We start from the raw sequence: 20,054 nt of genomic DNA on the forward strand, positions 1-20,054 counted from the left end.
CATGCGGAATGCAAAAGGGCAGGGCGTTTCTCTGCGCTGACGCGCACCCTGAAGAATATCCGACCGTCCAGGCGGTGAAGGAAATGGGTCGCCTGCTGGACGAGCGCACGGGTGGCCGCCTGGGCATCAAGATCTATGCGGGCGGGCAACTCGGGTCCGAGCGCGACACGCTCGAGATCACGGCATTTGGCGGCCTCGACATGAACCGGGTGAACCTCGCCCCGCTCAACGCCATCGAGCCGATGACGGTCATTCCGTCTCTGCCTTTCCTGTTCCGCTCGACGGCGCACATGCGGGCAGCGCTGGACGGCGCGCCGGGTAACGAACTCCTCGCATCGCTCAACCGGCACGGGCTGGTCGGGCTTTGCTTCTACGATTCCGGCGAACGCTGCTTCTATAACACCAAACGTCCGATCCGCACGCCTGCCGACATGACCGGGATGAAGATCCGTGTCCAGAACTCCGATCTCTACGTCGCCATGATCAAGGCGCTCGGCGCGGATGCGACGCCGATGTCCCTCGGCGAAGTCTACCAGTCGCTGGTTCAGGGCGTCATCGACGGCGCAGAGAACAACTGGCCCTCTTATGAGAGCGGTCGGCACTTCGAAGCGGCGCCCTATTACAGCCTGACCGGGCACGTGATGGCGCCGGAAATCCTCGTCATGTCGCTCAGCCGCTGGAACAGGCTTTCAGAAGAAGACCAGCACACCGTGAGGCAGGCGGCCCGCGATTCTGTCCCGTTCATGCGCGAGCTTTGGGACAGGCGGGTCGACGGATCCCGTACCCGTCTGCTCGCTGCCGGTGTCGAGGCCAACGAGGTGGATGACAAGAACCAGTTCATCGACCTGATGCGACCGGTCTGGGACAGGTTCGTCGTCACGCAGGACCAGAAGCGTCTGGTGGCGGAGATTGAAGCCATGGGGGGAGAGGCATGATTGGCGCATTGGCGAAAGCCACGCATTTTGCGGCAGACTGGCTGGTGCGGATTGCCGCGGCCGGACTGGTCGCGATGACCGCCATCGTCGGCTGGCAGGTGTTCGGGCGATATGTCCTGAATTCCAGTCCGTCCTGGTCGGAACAGGCCTCACTCACATTGATGATCTGGTATGTGTCGCTCGCGGCGGCCGCCGGTGTGCGCGAAGGATTCCATATCCGGATTGTCGCGCTGGAGGCAGCGATGCCGCCAAGGATCCAGAGTGCGATGCGCGTTGCATCCAACACGATTGTCGGCCTGTGCGGTGTCGCCATGCTGGTCTGGGGCGGCGAGCTCGTTGTGAAGACCTGGGGCCATGTCATTCCGTCGCTGGGCCTGCCGCGCGGCCTTGCCTATCTCGGCCTGCCGATTTCCGGTGCCCTCATGGCCCTGTTCGCGCTGGAGCGCGTACTTGAGGAACTTGTTGGCAACCCCCCTGAAGATGAGGAGGATCCGAGGTGGAGCTAGCCATACTCGTTATCACGCTGCTGGTGCTGCTGGCCCTCGGCGTACCCGTCGCCTATTCGCTTCTCGGTGCCGCGATTGCGACTTTCGTGGCCCTCGATATTCCGCTCGTTGTCGTCTTTCAGCGCATGGCAGCTGGCGTCAGCGTGTTTACGCTGATGGCTATTCCCTTCTTCATTTTCGCTGGCGACCTGATGTACCGATCAGGGATCGCCCAGCGCCTTGTGCAGGTTGCTGAAGGCGCCTTTGGCCGGACGCGTGGCGGGCTTGGCCTCGTCAATGTCGGCGCATCCACCCTGTTTGGCGCTGTGTCCGGTTCCGCCATTGCCAGCGCATCGGCCATGGGCTCAACGCTGATGCCACTGATGAAGGAAAAGGGCTATGATGGCGATTATGCCGTCAACGTCACCGTGACAGCGGCCATTGTCGGCCTGCTGATCCCGCCCTCGCACAACATGATCATCTATTCCGCCGCCAGTGGTATCGGCGTGTCGATTGGAGACCTCTTCCTCGCCGGCATCGTGCCGGGCGTGCTGACGGCAATTCTGCTCATGGTCGTCGCCTGGCGTGTTGCCGTGATGCGCGGATATGCCAGGGGGACGTTCCCCGGCTGGCGCATCTTCCTGCGGGCGCTTTTCCTCGCCATACCGGGCCTGATGGCCGCGATCATCATCATGGGCGGCATCCTGTCGGGCATTTTTACGGCGACGGAATCCTCGGCCATCGCTGTCATCTACACGATCATCATCGGGGCGTTCGTCTATCGCACGCTCGGCTGGTCGCGTTTTGCAGAGGCCGCCATGCAGTCTGTGAAGATCACGGCCATGGTGCTTCTCATCATCGGGTCAGCGACCGCTTTCGGCTATGCGCTCGCAATCCTTGAGGCCCCTGCCCAGCTCGCCAGCCTGATCACGTCAACAACAGACAATCCGATCCTCGTATTGCTCATCGTGAATGTCATCCTGCTCGTTCTCGGCACTTTCATGGACATGTCGCCGCTCATCGTCATCACCACGCCGATCCTGTTGCCCGTGGTGATGCAGGTTGGTGTCGATCCCGTCCATTTTGGCATCGTGATGATGCTGAACCTCGGCATCGGCCTGGTCACGCCGCCGGTCGGGTCGGTCCTGTTCGTCGGCGCGGCTGTTGGCAAGGTTCCCGTCGAGCAGGCGGTGAAGACGATCTGGCCGTTCTACAGCGCGCTCCTGCTCGCCCTGATGATCATCACATTCGTGCCGCAGCTGTCGCTCGCCCTTCCGAACATGTTCAAGTGAGGCATTTCTGATGCGCCTGATCATCTGTCTGTTCTTCCTCGCCGCGTGCGCGACGCCTCTGCCGCTCCAGGCAGAACCGGGCGTGCCTCCGGTTGCGAACGCGGCCCGGGCCATGGTGGTTGTGCACGAAGCCGACGTCATCAGCGACGAGGCCCCGCCCCATGGCGCACTCGGCATGAGCACTGCCTACCGCATCTCTGATATCGCCCCCGGGCGCACGATGGAATTCCGCCGGCGCGACCTTCATCCGGGCTCGGCGATTGGCGAGCATGTCATTGCGCATGATGAGGTCTATTATGTCCTCTCCGGGCAAGGCGAAGTCTTCTCGGACGGAACCACGGCACATCTCACCGCGGGCATGGCGGCTTACCTTTTTACCGGCGCCAATGTCGGAATCCGGCAGATCGGCGATGCCCCCCTGTCGCTGATCATCTCCTACCCGAAATCGGTGGCTGAAGATGATGCGCTTCTGGTGGATCTTGATCGACAGCCTGACGAGACGATCCGTCTCTGGCCCGATGGTCCGCCAGGTGGCGTGCCCGATGGCCTGTCCCAATACTATGTCAGCCGGGATAATCCGTATGGCCTTGCTGATCGTGCCCTCAATGACGTGACGGATCCGGCCCTTGCCGTGTTCAGGCCCGACCATCCGGATGGGTCAGCCCTGCTGCTCATCCCCGGCGGCGGCTACAAATGGGTTGTTGTCGAGAAGGAAGGCTATGAAGGTGCGCGGTGGTTCTCGCGGCGCGGCACCACCGTCTATGTTCTCTCCTACCGTCTGCCGCACCAGGGCTGGACGGCCGGGCCGGATACGCCGCTCCAGGATGCCCAGCGTGCCATGCGGGTCATTCGTGCGCGGGCAGGGGAGTCGGGCATTGATCCCGACCGCGTCATGGCCATGGGCTTCTCTGCCGGCGGCCATCTTGCCGGCTCCCTCACCACGCGTTTCGCGGCTGATGTCTACGCGCCCGTCGATGCAGCCGATATGTACTCGGCGCGGCCGGATGCCAGCGTACTCGTCTACCCGGTGATCACGCTGTCGCAGCCCCATACACATGGCTCAACCAGCCAGAACATGATTGGCGCGACACCGGACGCAGACACGCTCAAAAAATATTCCGTCGAAACATCAGTGCCTGCCGACGCGCCGCCTGTCTTCATCCTGCATGCCGGTGATGACGACGCGGTTCCCGTGGAGAACGCGCTGATGGCCTATGACGCCTTCCGGAAGGCAGGCGCAAAAACCTCACTCCACATCTTCGAACAGGGCGGACATGGCTTCGGCCTGCGGGGCATCGATACGGATCCGCTCAGGGTGTGGCCGGAACTCGTTCGCGACTGGGGCGTCTCCGAAGGCATCTTCTCCGACTGATCTCCAGTGGCACTGGTTTCGCTACCTCGGCCCTGTTCCCTCCCCTGCCTGACAGATGGGCGTGGCGATCCTTAATGGCTGGACCGCTTTTATTCACTCCGTTTACAGAAAGACGGTTCAGGTTAACCGATCATGGTTGATGAGGCGTTGCCTCTTAGGAATGACTTCACGTTGCCCGGGTAATTCTATTTTCGGACTGATCCAAAATAGAAAACACCCGATGGCGACTTCAACCAGGAAATCCACAGCGTTCGTGCCCGCATCCCGCTTTGCGCCGATGCGGACATTCAGCGCTGTTTTCATGCTCGGCAGCGTCGCGCTGCTCGCTGCCATCCCGACCCCTGACCCGGTGCAGATCCAGCTCTGTGTCGCAACGATTGCAACGCTTTTTCTCATGGGCTGGCTACGCCCCGCAGGTGGGCCGTTCCGCAGTTTCATCTCGCTGCTGATCGTATTCACCAGTACGCGCTACATGATCTGGCGTGTGACGGAGACAATGCCGACAGATTCCGCGCTCTCGATCATGGGCGGGATTTTTTTGCTCGGCGCCGAAACCTACGGCTACATCCTTCTCCTCCTCTCCACCTTCCTGTCAGTCGATGTGTACAAGCGCGCCCCGCGCCCCGCGCCGCTCGCGCCGGAAGCCTGCCCAACCGTCGACATCCTGATACCGAGCTATAATGAACCGGACGACCTGCTTGAAGTCACGCTGACTGCCGCGCTCAACGTCAACTATCCGGAAGGCCGGGTAAAAGTGTACCTGCTCGATGATGGCGGCACGCTCGCCAAGCGCAACCAGGCGGACCCTGTAAAAGCCGCCGAAGCGCAGGCCCGATTCGAGCATTTGCAGGAAGTCTGCGAACGTCTGGGTGCTCACTACCTCACCCGCGAAAGGAATGAACACGCCAAGGCCGGCAATATCAACGCGGCCCTCAAGCAAACGGATGGCGACCTCATCCTCATCCTTGACGCGGATCACGTCCCATCGACCGACATTCTCTCGCGGACGGCGGGCTACTTCGTCGAGGATCCGAAACTCTTCCTTGTTCAGACGCCGCACTTTTTCCTCAATCCGGACCCGCTCGAGCGTAACCTTGGTACATTCAAGAACATGCCGAGCGAGAACGAGATGTTCTATTCGGTCATCCAGCGCGGGCTCGACGGCCTCAACGCCTCCTTCTTCTGTGGTTCAGCCGCGCTGCTCAGGCGGAAATACATCATGGAGATCGGCGGCATCCAGGGTGACACGATCACCGAAGATGCCGAGACGGCCCTCGAACTCCATTCGAGGGGTTACCGAAGTGCCTATGTTGACCGCCCGATGGTCGCCGGCCTGTCGCCCGAGACCTTCTCGGGCTTCATCATTCAGAGAATGCGCTGGACCCAGGGCATGGTTCAGATATTCCTGTTGAAGAATCCGCTCCTCAAGAAGGGCCTGACATTCGCTCAGCGCGTCGGCTACTTCAATTCCTGTTTCTACTGGTTCTTCCCGCTGGCCCGCATGGCCTTCATCCTCGGCCCGCTGCTTTACCTCCTGTTCGGGATCCAGGTCTATGTCGGCGACCTGTCTGACTTCCTGATGTACGGCCTGCCGCACATTGTCGGCGCCCTGATGCTCTCATCCATCCTGTACGGGCACACGCGCTGGGCCTTTGCATCCGAGCTCTATGAAGTCATCCAGTCCATTCACTGTTCAGGCGCCATTCTGGAAGTGCTGCGCAATCCGCGCGCACCCAGCTTTGCGGTGACGCCAAAAGGCGAAAGCCTCGACGAGAGCTTCGTCTCGCCGCTGGCCCGGCCCTTCTACCTTCTCATCGCCATTGTCTGCCTCGGACAGGTTGCGGGCATCATTCGCTGGTTCGTCGATCCGGTCGGCGCGGGCGTCATATCCGTGCTCCTGTTCTGGAATACGTTCCACCTCCTCCTGCTCGTCTCGGCGCTCGGCGTTCTCTATGAACGGTCGCAGCAGAGGGTCTTCCCGCGCTTCGAGACCGACCGCGATGTTGATCTGACCTATCTGGGCGTCACCGTCCCCGGCAAGATGACCGATATCTCGATCACCGGTCTCGGCGCGCTCGTCCCCTTCGGTGAAGGCAAGCGGTTCGAAGTCGGGGACATGTTCCAGGCCGACGCCCGCGAACTCGGCGCGACCTCACCCTCCATGCTCGATCTCAGGGTGCTTTCCGCCGTTGACCGCCCGAACGGCCAGAAGCTGGGCCTGTCCTTCGTCATCCAGACGCCCGAGCAATGGTCCGCCGTTGTCGCACTGATGTATTCGCGCAGCGAGAACTGGAAGACGTTCCGCGATCGCCGGGCCCAGTCAGACCATATGGGCACCAAGATTGCGGGCCTCGTCCGCTCCAGTCTGTCCCATGCCATGAACCATATCCAGGCCGTTTCACGGGAAGTACGCTCATGATCTCCACACTCCGCTCAACCGCGCTCGCGCTCGTCCTGGCCGCCGCCCCGCTTGCCTTGCCCGCGCATGCCCGGCAGGCGCCATCTGCCGATGCCGTTTATGATGTCTATGCCCGCTTCCGCGACAATCCGCAGGTCACGACCGAGCGTCTCGAGAACGGGCTGTGGCGCGCGCGCCTGCCACTCGCCGCGCTCCGGCCCCAGCAGGGCGCCATCCGTCTCAACGGCGCAAAGGCGACCGAGACCATCTCCTTCGCCGTTGCGCCGCAGGCGGACATTCAGTCGGCCCGTCTTATCCTGCGCCATGCCAGCGGCCGCGCGCAGGAAGGCGGCAAGCCGCAACTGCGCCTTGACCTGAATGGCCGCTTCATCGCCCAGGTCGACGGCGTCACGGAGCGCGCCGCTGCGGTCAACGAGATCGTGCTTGATCCCGCGCTCGTCCAGTCCGGCTTCAACACGCTGCGCATTGATGCGGTCCAGCGCTATACCTATGGCTGCCAGGATCCCGAAGCGGCTGAACTCTGGACCGATGTGGACACCTCCCGCTCCTATGTCGAAATCGTCTATGCGCGCCACAATTTCGCAGGCTCGCTGGCTGACCTGAACGCACTCGTCACCGCAGGCGTCGGCGGTGTGGAAACACTCGGCATTCTCGTCGGCGACGGCGAGATGAATGCTGAAACGCTGCGCTGGGGCACAATCGCCTCGCAGGCCGTCGCCAACCGCCTCGCCTACCGGCTGCCCGCGATCTCGCGCTTTGATCCGGCAACACTTGGCGAGACTGCACAGGGCGCCGACCTTGTCGCCATCGGTACGCCGGAACAATTGTCTGCCATTGCCCCTGCCGGACTGGCAGACCTGAAGGGCGAGGCGTCCTGGCTGTCGGTCAGCCCGTCGCCTGCCGATCCGTCGCGCTTCCTCATCATTGCCTCCGGGCGCACGCCAGCCGCCATTGAAGGGGCCGTCCGAGCCCTTGCGACAGGCGACTTCCCGCTATCGGATACGAACGCCATCATCCTGACGCCCGCCGAAGTGCCAACCGGAGCCATCCTGCCAGGCACGCAGCCCTTGCAGACTGACGCGAAATACACGTTCGGCGATCTCGGACTGGGCAATACCTCGCTCCTTGGCCAGCCGCGCGGCGACGTCTCGCTTGAATTCGAACTGCCTGCCGACACGCGTTTTCCGGGCAAGAGCGAAGTCCTGTTCTCGCTGGATTTCGCCTATGGCGCCGGTCTCGATGAAACCTCCGTCGTCAACATCGTCGTCAATGACCAGTTCCAGCGCGCGGTCCGGCTCACCAATCCCGATGGCGAAGTCACGCCCGGCTACGAGATTCCGCTTTCGACAGCGGCCCTGCGCCCGGGCCGCAACCATGTGAGCTTCCAGGTCGAACTGTCGACCAGAACGGAAGGCGAATGCAGCTCGCGCAGCATGCGCCATCTCGCCTTCATCCTGAAGGACACGTCCACCATGACGTTGCCGCCGGCCGACCGTTTCGTCGCGTTGCCGAACCTCGCCCTGCTTGGCGAAGCGGGCTTTCCCTATACCGGCCTGCAGCCCGAAAAATTCGCGATCCGCGCGGCCGACACAGGCAGCGACACGGCGGCCGCCGTCTGGACGCTGGGCGCAAAGCTTGGCCAGATTCACGCAACCGTCTTCACCGACACCGATTTCGGTTTCGGGCTGGACCTGCCGGATGCCCACACGCTGGTCGTCGGTGCCCGCCCCGGGCTTGGCGGCTTCCTGCCCGCCGAGCTCAGCATGTCGACCCAGCTGCCTGGCGGTGCCGGAGACGGTTTCACGCGCGACTTCACCTCGGTGGATCTTGGCGATAATGGTCTCATCATCGCGGGCCAGTCGCCGCAGCATCCGGGCCGCCTCGTCACGCTCGTCACGGCAGAGTCAGGCCCGCAGCTTGTCGCCTCCGCGCGGTCGCTCGTGCAGCCCAGCCACTGGACCCAGTTGACTGGCGGCGCCGCTGTCTGGCGCAGCAATGCCGCGACGATCGTGACACAGGCGCCTGTCGCGACATTCGAAATCGGCAACATGAAGCCTGCCGAGATGGCACGCATGAAAACCGGCCAGGCCTCATCGCGCTGGATTCTCACCATCGGTGCAATCCTGTTCGCCCTCGCGTCCGTGCTTGCCCTGATTGCCCGCTACATGCGTGACCGGATGAATGAAAAGTGAGGCAGGGCCGCCGCCTCCTGTGCACGGCTGCGGTCATTGCTCTGGTCGCCCTCACCGGCGGCGGCCTGACTGCGGCGCATGCGCAGGTCGCGATGGCGAAGCATTCCGAAGGTGTTTTCACCATTGGCATCCCCTCAGGTGATCAGCAACCGGCAGAGGCCCCCGATCGCACGGAATCACGCGCACCGGCGCCAGTGCAGGTCCAGGCGGTCTGGGATCTCGGCGCCGCAGGCCAGTGGGACTCAGCCCAAAGCCTCCTGAGAGCACTTGAAGACGCCAATACCGGCTGGAAGGCGCCCGCCAAACTCAGATCCTATCTCGCCACCGGTCACCGCGACCAGCGCATCCGCGCGGCCCTGGAGACGCGTGACTGGGCGGCCGCACTGGCGCTGCTTCCGCCCGCGAGTGAGCGCAGCTGTGACGCACCTTCCCATATCTGGTCCCGCGCCGAAGCCCTCGAGGGCATGGGCAATCAGGATGCGCTTGCTGCCTTCTACATTCGCTCCCTGACATATTGCGATGACCCGCAGCTCGTCACCGATCTGGCGGCACGCAGCCTTTCCGTTCTGGATACGGACGGCCTTGTGGCGCTGAGCGAAATCGACTCGCTCAGGACGAGCCGGGATTCCGCAATCATCCTCGCGCATCAGCGCATCCTGCGCACCGCAACATGGGTCCGGTTCGAAGCCGCCGTCGCGGCAGAAGACCTTGCCGCCGTGGGACGCGTTGTGAGCACATCCGATGATCCGCGCCTCCTCACGCAGGCCGGCTGGACATTCCTTGAGTCCGATGCGGTCCAGGCAGCCGGCTATTTCGAACGGGCGCTTGGCAGTGGCGCCGACGAAGATGCCCGTCGCGGCCTTGTCATGGCGGTGCTCGCTTCAGGCAACATCCCCGCCGCCCGCCAGGCCATCGCACAGGCCGATGATCCCGCGAGCCTGGCCACACTCGCAGCGCGAACCGATCTCGCCGACGCTGCGGGGCGCCGCGCATCAGGCGACTGGCAATCGGCCATGATGCTTGCCGAACGTGCCGCCGCGCGAAACCCTGAACTCGCAGGAGCTGCGCAATCCGTTTCCGGCGGCGCGCTGCTGGATGGCGCGGGCGCGGCCTATGACGCGGGCGACTACGATCTGGCGCGCAGCCTCGCGCAGCAGGCAGCCAGCCGGGCGCCCACACAGCGCGCCGGGTCCATGCGCGTTGCATGGTCTGATCTTCAGCTCGGGCATGCCAGTGCAGCGGCCGCTGCCTTCAGCCGCCTCTATCTTGAGCGCCCCGACGCGGAAGCTGCCGAAGGCTACGCGCTGGCCGCAGAGCAGTCAGGCGATCTGGACACCGCAGCGGCCCTCGCGCGCAAACTGGGCGGTCCGCTTGGCGCCAGGGTCACAGCGCGCTACGCGGCGGCCGCATTCAATCAGGGCGACTACCTCACCGCCCGTGCCCACGCACCCGATGCCTATGAGGCGCTCGAAGGTCTGGACCGCACCTGGTATCGTCAGGCGGTAACGGCCCGCAGCCAGGGCGGAACCAGCGGCGAAAACCGACTGCGCGGCTTTGTCTCCACGACATCACTCGGCACCTCGCGCGGCGCCCACCGTGTCGAGGCCGGTATTGCGGTCTACACGCTTGATCCCGGCACCAGTTCATCGCCTGCGCTTGCGCCTTCCCGCGAAACCCTCGCTGCGCCCTACCTCGCCTGGAGCCGGGAGGGCGACACCAGCCTCGCCGCGCGCATTGGCATCATGCCGCTCGGCGCCGATGCGGATCCGGTCCTCACCGGAGAGATCGCGATTGCCCGCGAAGCCGCTGGCCGCGCCGTTGAGGCGCGCGCCTATGTCCGCCCGAAAACCGACAGCGTACTTGCCCTCGCCGGCCAGGAGGACACGCGCGGCAATACGTTCGGACGCGTCACCGAAGCAGGCGCATCAGTGCGTGCGCGCCTGCCGGTTGGCAAGGTGCATGCCGTTCAGGCAGACCTGTCTGCCGGTCAGCTGGAGGGGGAGAATGTCGCCTCCAACACGGTCGTCTCGGCAGGCATTTCCGCGTCCCGCTCGATCCGGCGCGATGGCTTTGCCTATATCGTCACCGGACCGTTCTACCAGTTCCAGTCCTATGACAGGAACACCAATTTCTTCACGCCGGGCCATGGCGGCTATTTCAGCCCGCAGGCCTTCCATCGTGCCGGCTGGTCGGCCAATGCCCAGACCGATCCGCTCAGCCCCTGGATCGCCAAGGCGGATATTGCTCTTGCCCATGAGACGGTTGAAGAAGATCCTGCCCGCACCAACCCGCTCCTGCCGGGCCTTCAGCCGCTCATCGGCGGCAGCGAGACGACCGGCATTGCAGGCGCCCTCGATCTCGCCATCGCCCGGCGCATAAATACCGATGTCATCATCTCGGCGAATCTCTCGGCCATTGCGTCAGAGGCCTATGAAGACGTCCGTATCGGCGTCGCGCTGACCTGGGTGCCTGGCGGCCGCGCGGGCCTTGTGCGGACAGACCTGCCGAATGACCCGTTCAATTCCGCTTCCTGGATACAGCCATGACTACAGACGCTTCCTCCGACCGCCCGAATCGCGGCGTGCAGCTCGCCCGCCGGCTGGAGCGCAGCGATCCCTTCCTCATGCGCGCCGTTCAGGCCGCCGCGCTGATCGGCTGCATACTCGGCATGCTGATTTACTCGCTGCAGGTTGTCCGCGAGGATACGCAGGCCAGCCGGAATGCGCTGACAGAGGCGGCTGCCATTGGCCAGGTCGCGGCGGAGGCCGATCTTGCCCGCCTCGATGCTGCGGCGCTTGAAGCGGCACCGCTCGTCGCGGCTGCGCTGGCCGAAGGGGCCTTGCCCGCCGCGCAGCGCCAACGCAAGGCGGAGGTGAGCAGTATTCTTGCCCGCACGCCTGCCACGGCGATCATTGTTTTCGGCCCGCGCGGCGAAGCGGTTTCGGTCTTCGGGCAATTGCCTGCGGATGTGGCGGGCGCCATTGGCCCCCGGCCGTCCAGCCGCCGGGCAGGCAACGAACGCCTCGGTCTTGAACTCGTCCCTGTGTCGAAAGACCGGGCCGCCTATTATCGCGCCCTTCCAATGCCGGAGGGACAGCCTGTTCAGGCCGTTCTCGTGCTCCGCAAGGATGCCTTCCAGTCCGCGCTGCAGATCGGTGCGGCGGCCGGAAATGGCTGGCGCGCCGCCTTGCTCAACCGGGACGGCCAAACCGTCCTGACGGCGGCGGGACAGCAGCAGGTCTTTGATCAGGTTGATGCGGGCCTTGTCACCTCCGCCCTTGGCTGGCGTCCGCTCCACGCCGATGAATCCTCATCCGCCGGCCGCGTCAGCGGACAGCAAAGCGGAACCTTCCTGGAAACCCGGTCTGTCGCAGGCGGCATGCTTCAGATCGCCTATGTCGGCGAAGCGCCCTCGGTCCTGTCGGTCCTCGCCGCGCGCCGCTACCAGTTCCTCGCCCTGTTTGGTGCCTCCATTCTGGCCGTCCTGCTTGCCATCTCGGTCGTCCAGAACGAATGGCAACGCCATGACCGCCATGTGCGCGACGCAGACCTGATTGCCGCCCGTGCCGACATTACCTGCGACCTCCTCGCCGCCGGGGTGATCGACTGGTCAGTGGCAGACGGCGTCGTCGACTATTCCGAAGGCTGGGCCGACATGTTCTCGCAGGGCGACGAGCCGGCATCCGAGGAAATCTTCGACTGGATCGCCCGCATCCACCCGGATGACCGGGTGGCGGCGCGTCAGGCTTACCAGGCCATGCTCGAAGGTACGCAGTCGGAACTCGTCCACCGCATGCGCATCCGCATGTCATCCGGCCTCTGGGTGCAGGTCGTTGAACGCGGCCGCGCCATTGCGGGTACTGATGGCCGCGTCAAGCGGATCGTGCTGGTCCAGACAACCGAGCCGGTCGATGGCAGCGCGCTGCGCAATGCCTTTGGCGGCCTGATCCAGGCGGACGCCCGCGCCGTCTAGAGCCGCCGCATGATCTCGCTCGCCCAGTCCGGTACCAGTTCGCTCGCCTTGCCATAGCGGGCTTCATCGAAAAAGCTCGCACCGTCCGAGGGTTCGAGGTTCAGCTCCAGTGTCCGCGCTCCCGCCCTGCGTGCCATCTGCACGAAGCCGGCCGCCGGATAGACATTCCCGCTCGTCCCGATCGACACGAACAGATCGGCCCGGGCAAGCTCGGTTTCGATTTCGTCCATATAGAGCGGCATCTCGCCGAACCAGACGACATGCGGGCGCATCAGGCCGGTCGCCTCGCAGGTCGGGCACGGCGTCCTGACGCTGATATCATCAGGCCAGCGCACCACACCGCTACACGCCTCGCACCGCACTTTCAGCAATTCGCCATGCATGTGCAGCACGTTCTGGCTTCCCGCCTGCTCGTGCAGATGGTCGACATTCTGCGTCACCAGCGTGAACCGGCGCCCGGCGGCCTGCAAGGCGGCTTCCAGTTCTGACAGAGCCAGATGGGCGGCATTCGGCACGGATGTCTTCAGCTGCGCCCGGCGCGCATTGTAGAATCCCTGAACGAATTCCGGATTGCGCGCAAACCCCTCCGGCGTGGCCAGGTCTTCGAGCGGGTATTTGGTCCAGATGCCATCCACGTCACGGAATGTGCCAAGCCCGCTTTCTGCGGAAATACCGGCACCGGTGAGCACAACGACACCGCGCTGTGCGTAAGCATTGGACATATGGGAGACCTCGTCATAATCTAAACACACGGTTAATGTAGGGGACCGGGGGCTAAGTTGGCAATTGTAGGGGACATTCTGACATGCTGCCGAACCTGACCGGAAAAACCACCAGATATGCAATCGGTGCTGTTGTTACCAGCCTGCTGGTGCTCGCCGCCTGCGATCAGCAGAATACAAGGCTCGACCGGGCCCGCGAACTCGCCGACGCCACGCTCGACCAGATCAGCGGCCGCGCGGTTGTCGAACCGGGCGCCGAACAGACCCTGCTTGCCGCCTCCGTCATGGACCGCGCCATTGCCGGCACCGTGGTCAACGAGATCGCGTTCCAGGCTGAAAGCGAAAGGGCCATGTTCGCCATCGGCTCGATCATTGCGAAACCCAGGGATATTGAATCCGTCGCCGTCGACGAGGAAGACGCCCTGCTCATGGACGAAGAGTTCTTCGAGGAGGTCGAACCGGACGCGGCAATGATGGAAATGGCTCCCGGCGCGGCTGACGCGCCTGTCATGGCCGCCCCCCCGCCAGCCCCACCAGCCGCCATGGAGGATATCCGCCCGGCGCGGCTCATGCCGACCGTAAAGCTCGATCCGAATGCGCCTGAGGCAACCCGAGAGGATATCGCGAAAGCGACGCGTGAGCTGGAACAGACCGCCGCCGCAGAGCCTGTGCCCGTCCCCCGCACGCGCAGCCTCGCGCCCCGGTCGATGGAGCCTGTCCCGGCGCCCCGTCGCCTCGCAGCCAAGAAGTTGGCGCGCCGTTCGGTGATCACCGGTGATGCGATCCGCAAACAGCAGGACGCCAATTCCGTCATGCTCGATACGCTGTCCAAATACGGCATGGACGGGCAGGTTGCCTTGTCCCGCGAAGGCCAGATGGTCATCCAGATTGGCGCAGATGGCGCCGATCCAACCCAGTTCACGCCTGAAAAAGTCGAGGCCGCGCGTGCCAGCTTCATGGCGGTCGACACCGGCGCTGGATGCCCGGACTCGGCAGACCTTGTGACGGTGCAGTCCAATGCGGCCCTTGCAACCGAATGTATCGTGAGAGACCTGCGCGCATCGGGACAGTTCGAATATGTCGAAAAGGACTATATCTTCCAGAACCAGTTCGTCCGGCGTCCCCGCCAGACCGATCCGGGCACCGGTACCGACCCGACCCCGCCAGGGGACACCATTCCCGGCGAGACGCCTGAAACGCCCGTCACGCTGACCGACATCACACCCAATGACCCGCTCTGGAGCCTGCAATGGAATTTCCAGAACAATGGCACGGGCGAAGGCAAGTCAGCCGGCGGCGCGGGCTTCCAGGATTTCTGGACAAAGCAGGCCAACAAGGGCTCCGAGGATGTCATTGTCGCTGTCGTGGATACCGGACTTCAGATGCAGCATCCCGACATCAAGGATTCGCCAAATGTGGCGCCCGGCTGGGACATGGTCTCTGATCCGCGCATGGGCAATGATGGTGATGGCCGCGATTCCGATCCCAATGACCCGGGCGACATGTGCGATCCCTCACAGCCCTTCGCGGCGGATACGTTTCACGGCACGCACGTGGCCGGCACGATTGGTGCGGCCGCTGCCGATAATGCCACCGGCGTGGTCGGCGGGGCCTGGAACGTGAAGATCGTTCCGGTGCGCGCGCTCGGTAAATGCGGTGGCCGCCTGTCGGACATCAATGATTCCATCCGCTGGGCTGGCGGCCTGATCCCCGGAGAGGATTCGGAAGGCAACGAAGTCTGGAATGACAATCCGGCCGATATCATCAACCTGTCGATCGGCCTGTTCGAATTCTGCCCGGCCTCGCTGCAGGATGCGATCGATTCCGTCACGGAGCGCGGCGTGATCGTCGTCTCCGCAGCGGGCAATGCACGCGTCTCGACACAGTATTACGCGCCGGGCGGCTGCCAGAATGTCATCTCGGTGGCGGCAGGCGATGCGCGCGGCCAGATCGCGCCCTATTCGAATTTCGGGCCGAATGTCACCGTTATAGCACCGGGCGGAGACCTGACCCGCGACGATAATGGTGACGGGCGTCCGGACGGTATCCTGTCGACCAAGGCAGCCAGCAATTGCTACGATCCGGTCACCGGTGAAGGCGTCGACACCTGTTTCTACGCCTATGAGCAGGGCACCAGCATGGCTGCGCCGCACGTTTCCGCTGCGCTCGCTTTGCTCAAGGCCCGCGCGCCTGAGGCAACGCCAGCAGAGCTGAAGGCCACATTGATTGCGGCCCTCGATACGCGGGAACCGCTTCAGTGTTCGGGATCCTGCGCGCTCTATCCCGGCACGACGCCCATTCCCGGCAGCCCTGACATGTGTGCCCGGCCATGCGGCGGATTGCTGAACCTTGCCAATGTGCCACCGCTCAATACCGGCGGAGGCGCCCAATAGGCATGGCGGGGATCCGGTCTTCCTTTCATTTTGGCGGCCCGCTCGGTCTTGCGGGCCTCACAATGCTTGCGGGGGCGACCGGCCTCTTCGTGCTTGCAGGGACGCCGGATGAGGGTGACCAGCCGGCTGTGCCGCTCTCCGGCATGGTGGAGGTGCAGACTGACCCGCAGCCTGATTCCCGTGTGGATAGGGGGTCTGATCCGCTGATCGGCACATTGCCCGACATTCCGGCCCCGCGCGATTCGGCTGAAACGCCGTCAGATGATCCCGTCCTCCGGCCTGAACAGGCCGGCCCGAACGTGATCACGGCCCAGGCAAAGGGCGCAGAAGTCACATTCATCGTGCGCATCAAGGGCGCGCCCGAAATTGATTCCGTGGCACGCCTCTACAAGAAAGACCCCGCAGCGGCGCAGCAGGCCTTCGCCGATTATGTCCGGCGCACCCCCGAGCTCAGGGATTTCTCCCTTGTCGGCGCCAGCTATTCCGGAGAGGTCAAGCTGGCCTACCAGATGCCCATGGGCGTGGAACCAACCCGTTCGGAAATCCGTTTGGTGCAGGAAAAGATCATGGCTGTGGAAGGGGTGGCCTATGCCGATCCTGACTATGTGGCCCATCCCGGGAAGGAAAACTGATAATGAACACGCCCAGCACGATCGCCCTTGCGGCGGTCCTCGCACTCGCCCTGACAGGGTGTGACCGGTTGACGGCGCCGGACTCGCCTTCGCAAGCCCCCGCTGCGCCTGCCACTGAAACAGCCGAAATGACACCGGCTGAAGAGCCAGACCTCGTGGTCCGTCCGCAGGCGGTCGAGAGCACCGCAGGTATCGACTGGGAAGCGGCCCGTCGCGACATGGCCTCGGTGCCCAGCAGTGAGCGCGAGCAGGGCAGTTTCCAGGTTGAGTCCGGATCTGCAGCCGCGCCGGTCCCTGTCCTCCTGCCCACCGGCATTGTCGTGCCCCAGTCGGCTGAAGGCGGCGTCAGGTTCAAGCCCATGAGCGACGGCTATTTCGCGACCTATCCCGGCGTTGACTATGACATCGTCGTCAACGGCACGAACGAAATCATCGGGGCGCGCGATGCAGGCGGCACAGCCGCCGATACCGAGCCGGCCTTCGAATCGACGGCGTCCGGAGCCCAGGTCGTGTTCTCGCGCTATGGCGCCGACTATCTGATCGAGTTTGAATGCAAGAATGCGACGGGCGCGTCGCCGACATGCATCAGTGAAGATGAAGCGCTGGAGATCGCGCGCAAACTGGTTATCGCGGGGACACGTTAATGCTGAAGAAGGCTTCATTCGTCCTGGCAGCCTTTGCCCTGACGGGTCTGGCGGCATGTGATTTCATCCGTTTTCCGGGTGATGGCGGCCCGCCCCCCAATACGCCTGAACCTGCCCCTGCCACCCCGCCCGGCGCGCCCGGCCCGCCTCCGCCCGGCGCCCCGGTCGACAATCCCTATGGCGACACCGACACATCCGCGCCGGATACGCCTGAAGAGACGGAAACACCCGATAGCGACCCGGTTTCGGACGATGATCCGGTCAAGCCGCCAGACACGGATGTGGACGTGCCCGATGACACGCCCACCGATGTTCCACCTGCGACTGACCCGGCCGATACGCCGGATTCGGGCGACACGGTACCGGGCGCCACCGACCCGGCAGATGATCCCGTCACACCCCCAGCCGATCCAACCGACACAGCGGATGCGCCTGACACCCCTGTTGACCCCGTAACCCCCACCGAGCCAGAGCCAGCACCGGAACCGGTCTTCAGCTACCACGCGCCCGGCGCACTGCTGCCCGGCACGGGACAGGGGTCGATTGACCAGATCGTCCATGCGCCCGATATCGTCTTTCCCATCGCCGGAACCCCGGCCTACCTGCAGTCACAGGTCTTCACATTCGGCGGCGGCGTCGGTGGCGGCGACCAGTGCGATGCGCGCAACTATGCCTATCCCTGGCGTGACAATTTCTGCGAAACGCGCAGTGCCAATCGCGGCTCTCCGCTGTGTCCGGCCCAGAAGATCCATCAGGGACAGGATATCCGCGTCGGCACGCCTGCCCAGTGCAACACGCTGCGCCGGGCGTCCCCGGCTGACCGTACGCTGCACGAAGCCGTCGCGGTCGAAGACGGCGTGATCTCGAATGTCGGCTCCTATTCGGTGAGTCTTCGCGCCGGCGGCCGTATCTATAAATACCTCCACCTCAACATGGCCAGGCTCAAGGTGAAGACCGGCGATACCGTCACGGCGGGCCAGTCGCTCGGTTTTATCTCGAATGATTTCGGCGGCTCGGCCACCACGTTCCATCTGCATTTTGAAATCGTGCAGAACACGGGCGATCAGGGCTGGATCCATGTCCCGCCCTATCTGTCACTGGTGGAAGCCTATGAGCGGCGCGAGAACGGTCCGGGGGAAGAGGTTGAACAGAACCTGTCTGTGGCCTCTGTGCCCTTCGTCATCCCTGAAGGCATGGAAATCGTCGAATAGGCTCAGGCTGGCTTGAAGGTCAGCGCGACGCCATTATTGCACCAGCGCTGTCCTGTCGGCGCGGGGCCGTCCTCGAACACATGTCCCTGGTGGCCCAGGCAGCGCGCACAATGGTATTCGGTACGGGTGTAGATCAGCTTGCGGTCCAGGCTGGTCGCGATGACGCCCGGCAGCACATCGTAGAAACTCGGCCAGCCGGTGCCGCTGTCGAACTTTGTCTCGGACGAAAACAGAGGCAGGTCGCATCCGGCGCAATGATAGGTGCCGTCGCGCTTTTCCGCGTTGAGGGGCGACGTAAAGGCGCGCTCTGTATCGGCCTTGCGCAACACATTGAAAGCCGCCGGTTCGAGGCGCTCACGCCACTGGTCTTCGGTCAGGGCCCGCCATTCATTCCCGGCATAGGCATCAGCCGCGTCGTCCGGTCTGGCCTTGTCGGCCCCGGCAGACGAACAGGCTGCCATGGCCAGCGCAGCAGAGCCGGACAGGAGCAGTGTGCGACGGGATAATCTCTGGGTCATGTGTTTCATACGCGCTCACCTAGCAACAGGTTCATACACACGACATACACAAGGGCGTGAGCCCGTCAGACACTGTCGTCAACCCAGACTTCCCCATCCAGGTCATCCAGCTTGCCCTGCAGGTGCGCCCGTACATCCTGAACGGCGAGGTTGTAGACCGCCGGACCCATCGCCTTCAGCATCAGGTCAACGATTTCGCCGGCCCGGAACTCGCTCAACGGCTCGTCAAACTCCGTCTGGAATTTCTGCCGGACAAGGCGGCACAGCGCGTCGCGGCGCTCCGGGGTCAGCGTAACGTCCTTCACGTGTCAGACTCAGGCTCCGGCAGGGGATTGCGCCCGAAATTCACCGCGCCGGAATCCTGCCCGGCATCGATGATCGCCTTGCGGATGGTCCGTGCCCGTGAGAATTCGCGCATCAGCATGTCGCCGTCGCCCCAGCGGATTGCGCGCTGCAGCGCCGCCAGGTCTTCGGAAAACCGCCCCAGGCATTCCAGCACCGCCTCCTTGTTGTTGAGGAACACGTCGCGCCACATGACCGGGTCGGAGGCCGCAATGCGGGTAAAGTCGCGGAAGCCGCCTGCCGAATATTTCACGACTTCGCCCTGTTCCACGGTCTCCATGTCGAAGGCGGTCGAGACGATATTGAACGCAATCAGGTGCGGCAGGTGGCTGGTAATCGCCAGCACGCGGTCATGGCGCGCCGGATCCATGGTCTCCACCCTGGCGCCAAGCGCCTGCCAGAAGCGCGTCAGCGCATCGACAGCCGCCACATAGTCATCGGACGTGTCATTGCCGGGCGTCAGGATATGCCAGGCCTCCCTGAACAGGGTCGCAAATCCCGCCTCCGGGCCTGACTGTTCGGTGCCGGCAATCGGGTGGCCCGGTATGATGTGAACCCGTCCGTCACCGGCGGCCTCCAGCGCTGCGGCCGCCTCGCCCTTGACCGAGCCGACATCGGTCAGGATGGCCCCGGCCTTCATATGGGGCACAGCCGCTGCCGCCACCGCGCTCAGGGCGCCAACAGGCACACACAGGATCACGCAGTCCGCCTCAGCGACAGCCGCGTCCAGCGTTTCCGCCACCTCGCCAAGGCCCAGTTCGCCGGCCCGGCGCCGCACATCATCGCTGGCATCATACAGGCTGACGGCACCGGCGCCGCCATATTCGCCCACGGCGCGCGCGATCGAGGCGCCAATCAGGCCGGCACCGACAATGGCAATCGAGGAGAAGACAGGTTCTGGCATGTGGGGCACTCGTGTTCAGG

Annotated in this window: 16 protein-coding genes; 12 read left to right on the forward strand and 4 right to left on the reverse strand. The window is 63.9% G+C overall.

Annotated elements, in window-relative coordinates; translation table 11 throughout:
* Window positions 1–8 precede the first annotated feature (8 nt).
* The 8 genes from ACQ66M_RS08735 to ACQ66M_RS08770 all read left to right on the forward strand — a co-directional run bounded on the left by ACQ66M_RS08735 (window position 9) and on the right by ACQ66M_RS08770 (window position 12,668).
* Window positions 9–935, forward strand: coding sequence for a TRAP transporter substrate-binding protein (locus ACQ66M_RS08735; protein ID WP_430405142.1), 927 nt, complete (start codon window positions 9–11; stop codon window positions 933–935).
* On the forward strand, window positions 932–1,441 hold the full coding sequence (locus tag ACQ66M_RS08740; protein ID WP_430403243.1) for a TRAP transporter small permease: 510 nt from the start codon (window positions 932–934) through the stop codon (window positions 1,439–1,441). The genes ACQ66M_RS08735 and ACQ66M_RS08740 overlap by 4 nt, the downstream gene beginning before the upstream one ends.
* Entirely contained in the window at window positions 1,432–2,712 is a 1,281-nt protein-coding gene (locus ACQ66M_RS08745) for a TRAP transporter large permease (protein ID WP_430403245.1), read from the forward strand. Before ACQ66M_RS08740 ends, ACQ66M_RS08745 begins: the two co-directional genes overlap by 10 nt.
* A gap of 10 nt (window positions 2,713–2,722) precedes the next feature.
* Window positions 2,723–4,084 (forward strand): alpha/beta fold hydrolase, encoded by a 1,362-nt coding sequence (locus ACQ66M_RS08750; RefSeq protein WP_430403247.1) that lies wholly within the window; start codon window positions 2,723–2,725, stop codon window positions 4,082–4,084.
* Between the two features lie 220 nt (window positions 4,085–4,304).
* A complete protein-coding gene (bcsA, locus tag ACQ66M_RS08755) occupies window positions 4,305–6,503 on the forward strand; it encodes a UDP-forming cellulose synthase catalytic subunit (RefSeq protein ID WP_430403250.1) in 2,199 nt (732 codons plus the stop codon).
* A complete protein-coding gene (locus tag ACQ66M_RS08760; protein WP_430403252.1) occupies window positions 6,500–8,695 on the forward strand; it encodes a cellulose biosynthesis cyclic di-GMP-binding regulatory protein BcsB in 2,196 nt (731 codons plus the stop codon). Before bcsA ends, ACQ66M_RS08760 begins: the two co-directional genes overlap by 4 nt.
* Window positions 8,692–11,241: a cellulose synthase subunit BcsC-related outer membrane protein gene (locus ACQ66M_RS08765; protein ID WP_430403254.1), complete on the forward strand. Its 2,550-nt coding sequence runs from the start codon at window positions 8,692–8,694 to the stop codon at window positions 11,239–11,241. The genes ACQ66M_RS08760 and ACQ66M_RS08765 overlap by 4 nt, the downstream gene beginning before the upstream one ends.
* A complete protein-coding gene (locus tag ACQ66M_RS08770; protein WP_430403256.1) occupies window positions 11,238–12,668 on the forward strand; it encodes a PAS domain-containing protein in 1,431 nt (476 codons plus the stop codon). Before ACQ66M_RS08765 ends, ACQ66M_RS08770 begins: the two co-directional genes overlap by 4 nt.
* On the opposite strand, the gene cobB is transcribed toward ACQ66M_RS08770, so the two are convergent.
* A complete protein-coding gene (cobB, locus tag ACQ66M_RS08775; protein ID WP_350173715.1) occupies window positions 12,665–13,390 on the reverse strand; it encodes a Sir2 family NAD+-dependent deacetylase in 726 nt (241 codons plus the stop codon). The two genes, ACQ66M_RS08770 and cobB, sit on opposite strands and share 4 nt — an antisense overlap.
* An 83-nt stretch (window positions 13,391–13,473) precedes the next feature.
* On the opposite strand from cobB, the gene ACQ66M_RS08780 reads away from it, so the two are divergent.
* From ACQ66M_RS08780 to ACQ66M_RS08795, 4 genes are read left to right on the forward strand one after another with little or no spacing between them, the layout of a single operon-like run.
* The gene (locus tag ACQ66M_RS08780; RefSeq protein WP_430403258.1) at window positions 13,474–15,783 is read left to right on the forward strand and encodes a S8 family serine peptidase; all 2,310 of its coding nucleotides are present in this window, start codon (window positions 13,474–13,476) and stop codon (window positions 15,781–15,783) included.
* 2 nt (window positions 15,784–15,785) lie between these two features.
* The gene (locus ACQ66M_RS08785; RefSeq protein WP_430403260.1) at window positions 15,786–16,415 is read left to right on the forward strand and encodes a hypothetical protein; all 630 of its coding nucleotides are present in this window, start codon (window positions 15,786–15,788) and stop codon (window positions 16,413–16,415) included.
* A gap of 2 nt (window positions 16,416–16,417) precedes the next feature.
* Window positions 16,418–17,059, forward strand: a complete 642-nt coding sequence (locus ACQ66M_RS08790) for a hypothetical protein (protein WP_350173721.1) — start codon at window positions 16,418–16,420, stop codon at window positions 17,057–17,059.
* A complete protein-coding gene (locus tag ACQ66M_RS08795) occupies window positions 17,059–18,270 on the forward strand; it encodes a M23 family metallopeptidase (protein ID WP_430403262.1) in 1,212 nt (403 codons plus the stop codon). Before ACQ66M_RS08790 ends, ACQ66M_RS08795 begins: the two co-directional genes overlap by 1 nt.
* Window positions 18,271–18,272: 2 nt before the next feature.
* Here the strand turns inward: ACQ66M_RS08795 and msrB are convergent, their stop codons facing one another.
* From msrB to ACQ66M_RS08810, 3 genes are all read right to left on the reverse strand, one after another.
* On the reverse strand, window positions 18,273–18,788 hold the full coding sequence (gene msrB / locus ACQ66M_RS08800) for a peptide-methionine (R)-S-oxide reductase MsrB (protein ID WP_350173725.1): 516 nt from the start codon (window positions 18,786–18,788) through the stop codon (window positions 18,273–18,275).
* A gap of 65 nt (window positions 18,789–18,853) precedes the next feature.
* Window positions 18,854–19,093, reverse strand: coding sequence for a DUF2164 domain-containing protein (locus ACQ66M_RS08805; RefSeq protein ID WP_430403264.1), 240 nt, complete (start codon window positions 19,091–19,093; stop codon window positions 18,854–18,856).
* Window positions 19,090–20,034 (reverse strand): prephenate/arogenate dehydrogenase family protein, encoded by a 945-nt coding sequence (locus tag ACQ66M_RS08810; protein ID WP_430403266.1) that lies wholly within the window; start codon window positions 20,032–20,034, stop codon window positions 19,090–19,092. Before ACQ66M_RS08810 ends, ACQ66M_RS08805 begins: the two co-directional genes overlap by 4 nt.
* Window positions 20,035–20,054: the final 20 nt, after the last annotated feature.

Origin of the sequence: Hyphomonas sp. (assembly GCF_965284475.1) — a bacterium.
Lineage (GTDB): Bacteria > Pseudomonadota > Alphaproteobacteria > Caulobacterales > Hyphomonadaceae > Hyphomonas.

Bases quoted from the DNA above. Each gene is read 5' to 3' on its own strand.
- ACQ66M_RS08735 (WP_430405142.1), top strand. From the start codon at position 9: ATGCAAAAGGGCAGGGCGTTTCTCTGCGCTGACGCGCACCCTGAAGAA.
- ACQ66M_RS08740 (WP_430403243.1), top strand. From the start codon at position 932: ATGATTGGCGCATTGGCGAAAGCCACGCATTTTGCGGCAGACTGGCTG.
- ACQ66M_RS08750 (WP_430403247.1), top strand. From the start codon at position 2,723: ATGCGCCTGATCATCTGTCTGTTCTTCCTCGCCGCGTGCGCGACGCCT.
- bcsA (WP_430403250.1), top strand. From the start codon at position 4,305: ATGGCGACTTCAACCAGGAAATCCACAGCGTTCGTGCCCGCATCCCGC.
- ACQ66M_RS08760 (WP_430403252.1), top strand. From the start codon at position 6,500: ATGATCTCCACACTCCGCTCAACCGCGCTCGCGCTCGTCCTGGCCGCC.
- ACQ66M_RS08770 (WP_430403256.1), top strand. From the start codon at position 11,238: ATGACTACAGACGCTTCCTCCGACCGCCCGAATCGCGGCGTGCAGCTC.
- cobB (WP_350173715.1), bottom strand. From the start codon at position 13,390: ATGTCCAATGCTTACGCACAGCGCGGTGTCGTTGTGCTCACCGGTGCC.
- ACQ66M_RS08780 (WP_430403258.1), top strand. From the start codon at position 13,474: ATGCTGCCGAACCTGACCGGAAAAACCACCAGATATGCAATCGGTGCT.
- ACQ66M_RS08785 (WP_430403260.1), top strand. From the start codon at position 15,786: ATGGCGGGGATCCGGTCTTCCTTTCATTTTGGCGGCCCGCTCGGTCTT.
- ACQ66M_RS08790 (WP_350173721.1), top strand. From the start codon at position 16,418: ATGAACACGCCCAGCACGATCGCCCTTGCGGCGGTCCTCGCACTCGCC.
- ACQ66M_RS08795 (WP_430403262.1), top strand. From the start codon at position 17,059: ATGCTGAAGAAGGCTTCATTCGTCCTGGCAGCCTTTGCCCTGACGGGT.
- msrB (WP_350173725.1), bottom strand. From the start codon at position 18,788: ATGACCCAGAGATTATCCCGTCGCACACTGCTCCTGTCCGGCTCTGCT.
- ACQ66M_RS08810 (WP_430403266.1), bottom strand. From the start codon at position 20,034: ATGCCAGAACCTGTCTTCTCCTCGATTGCCATTGTCGGTGCCGGCCTG.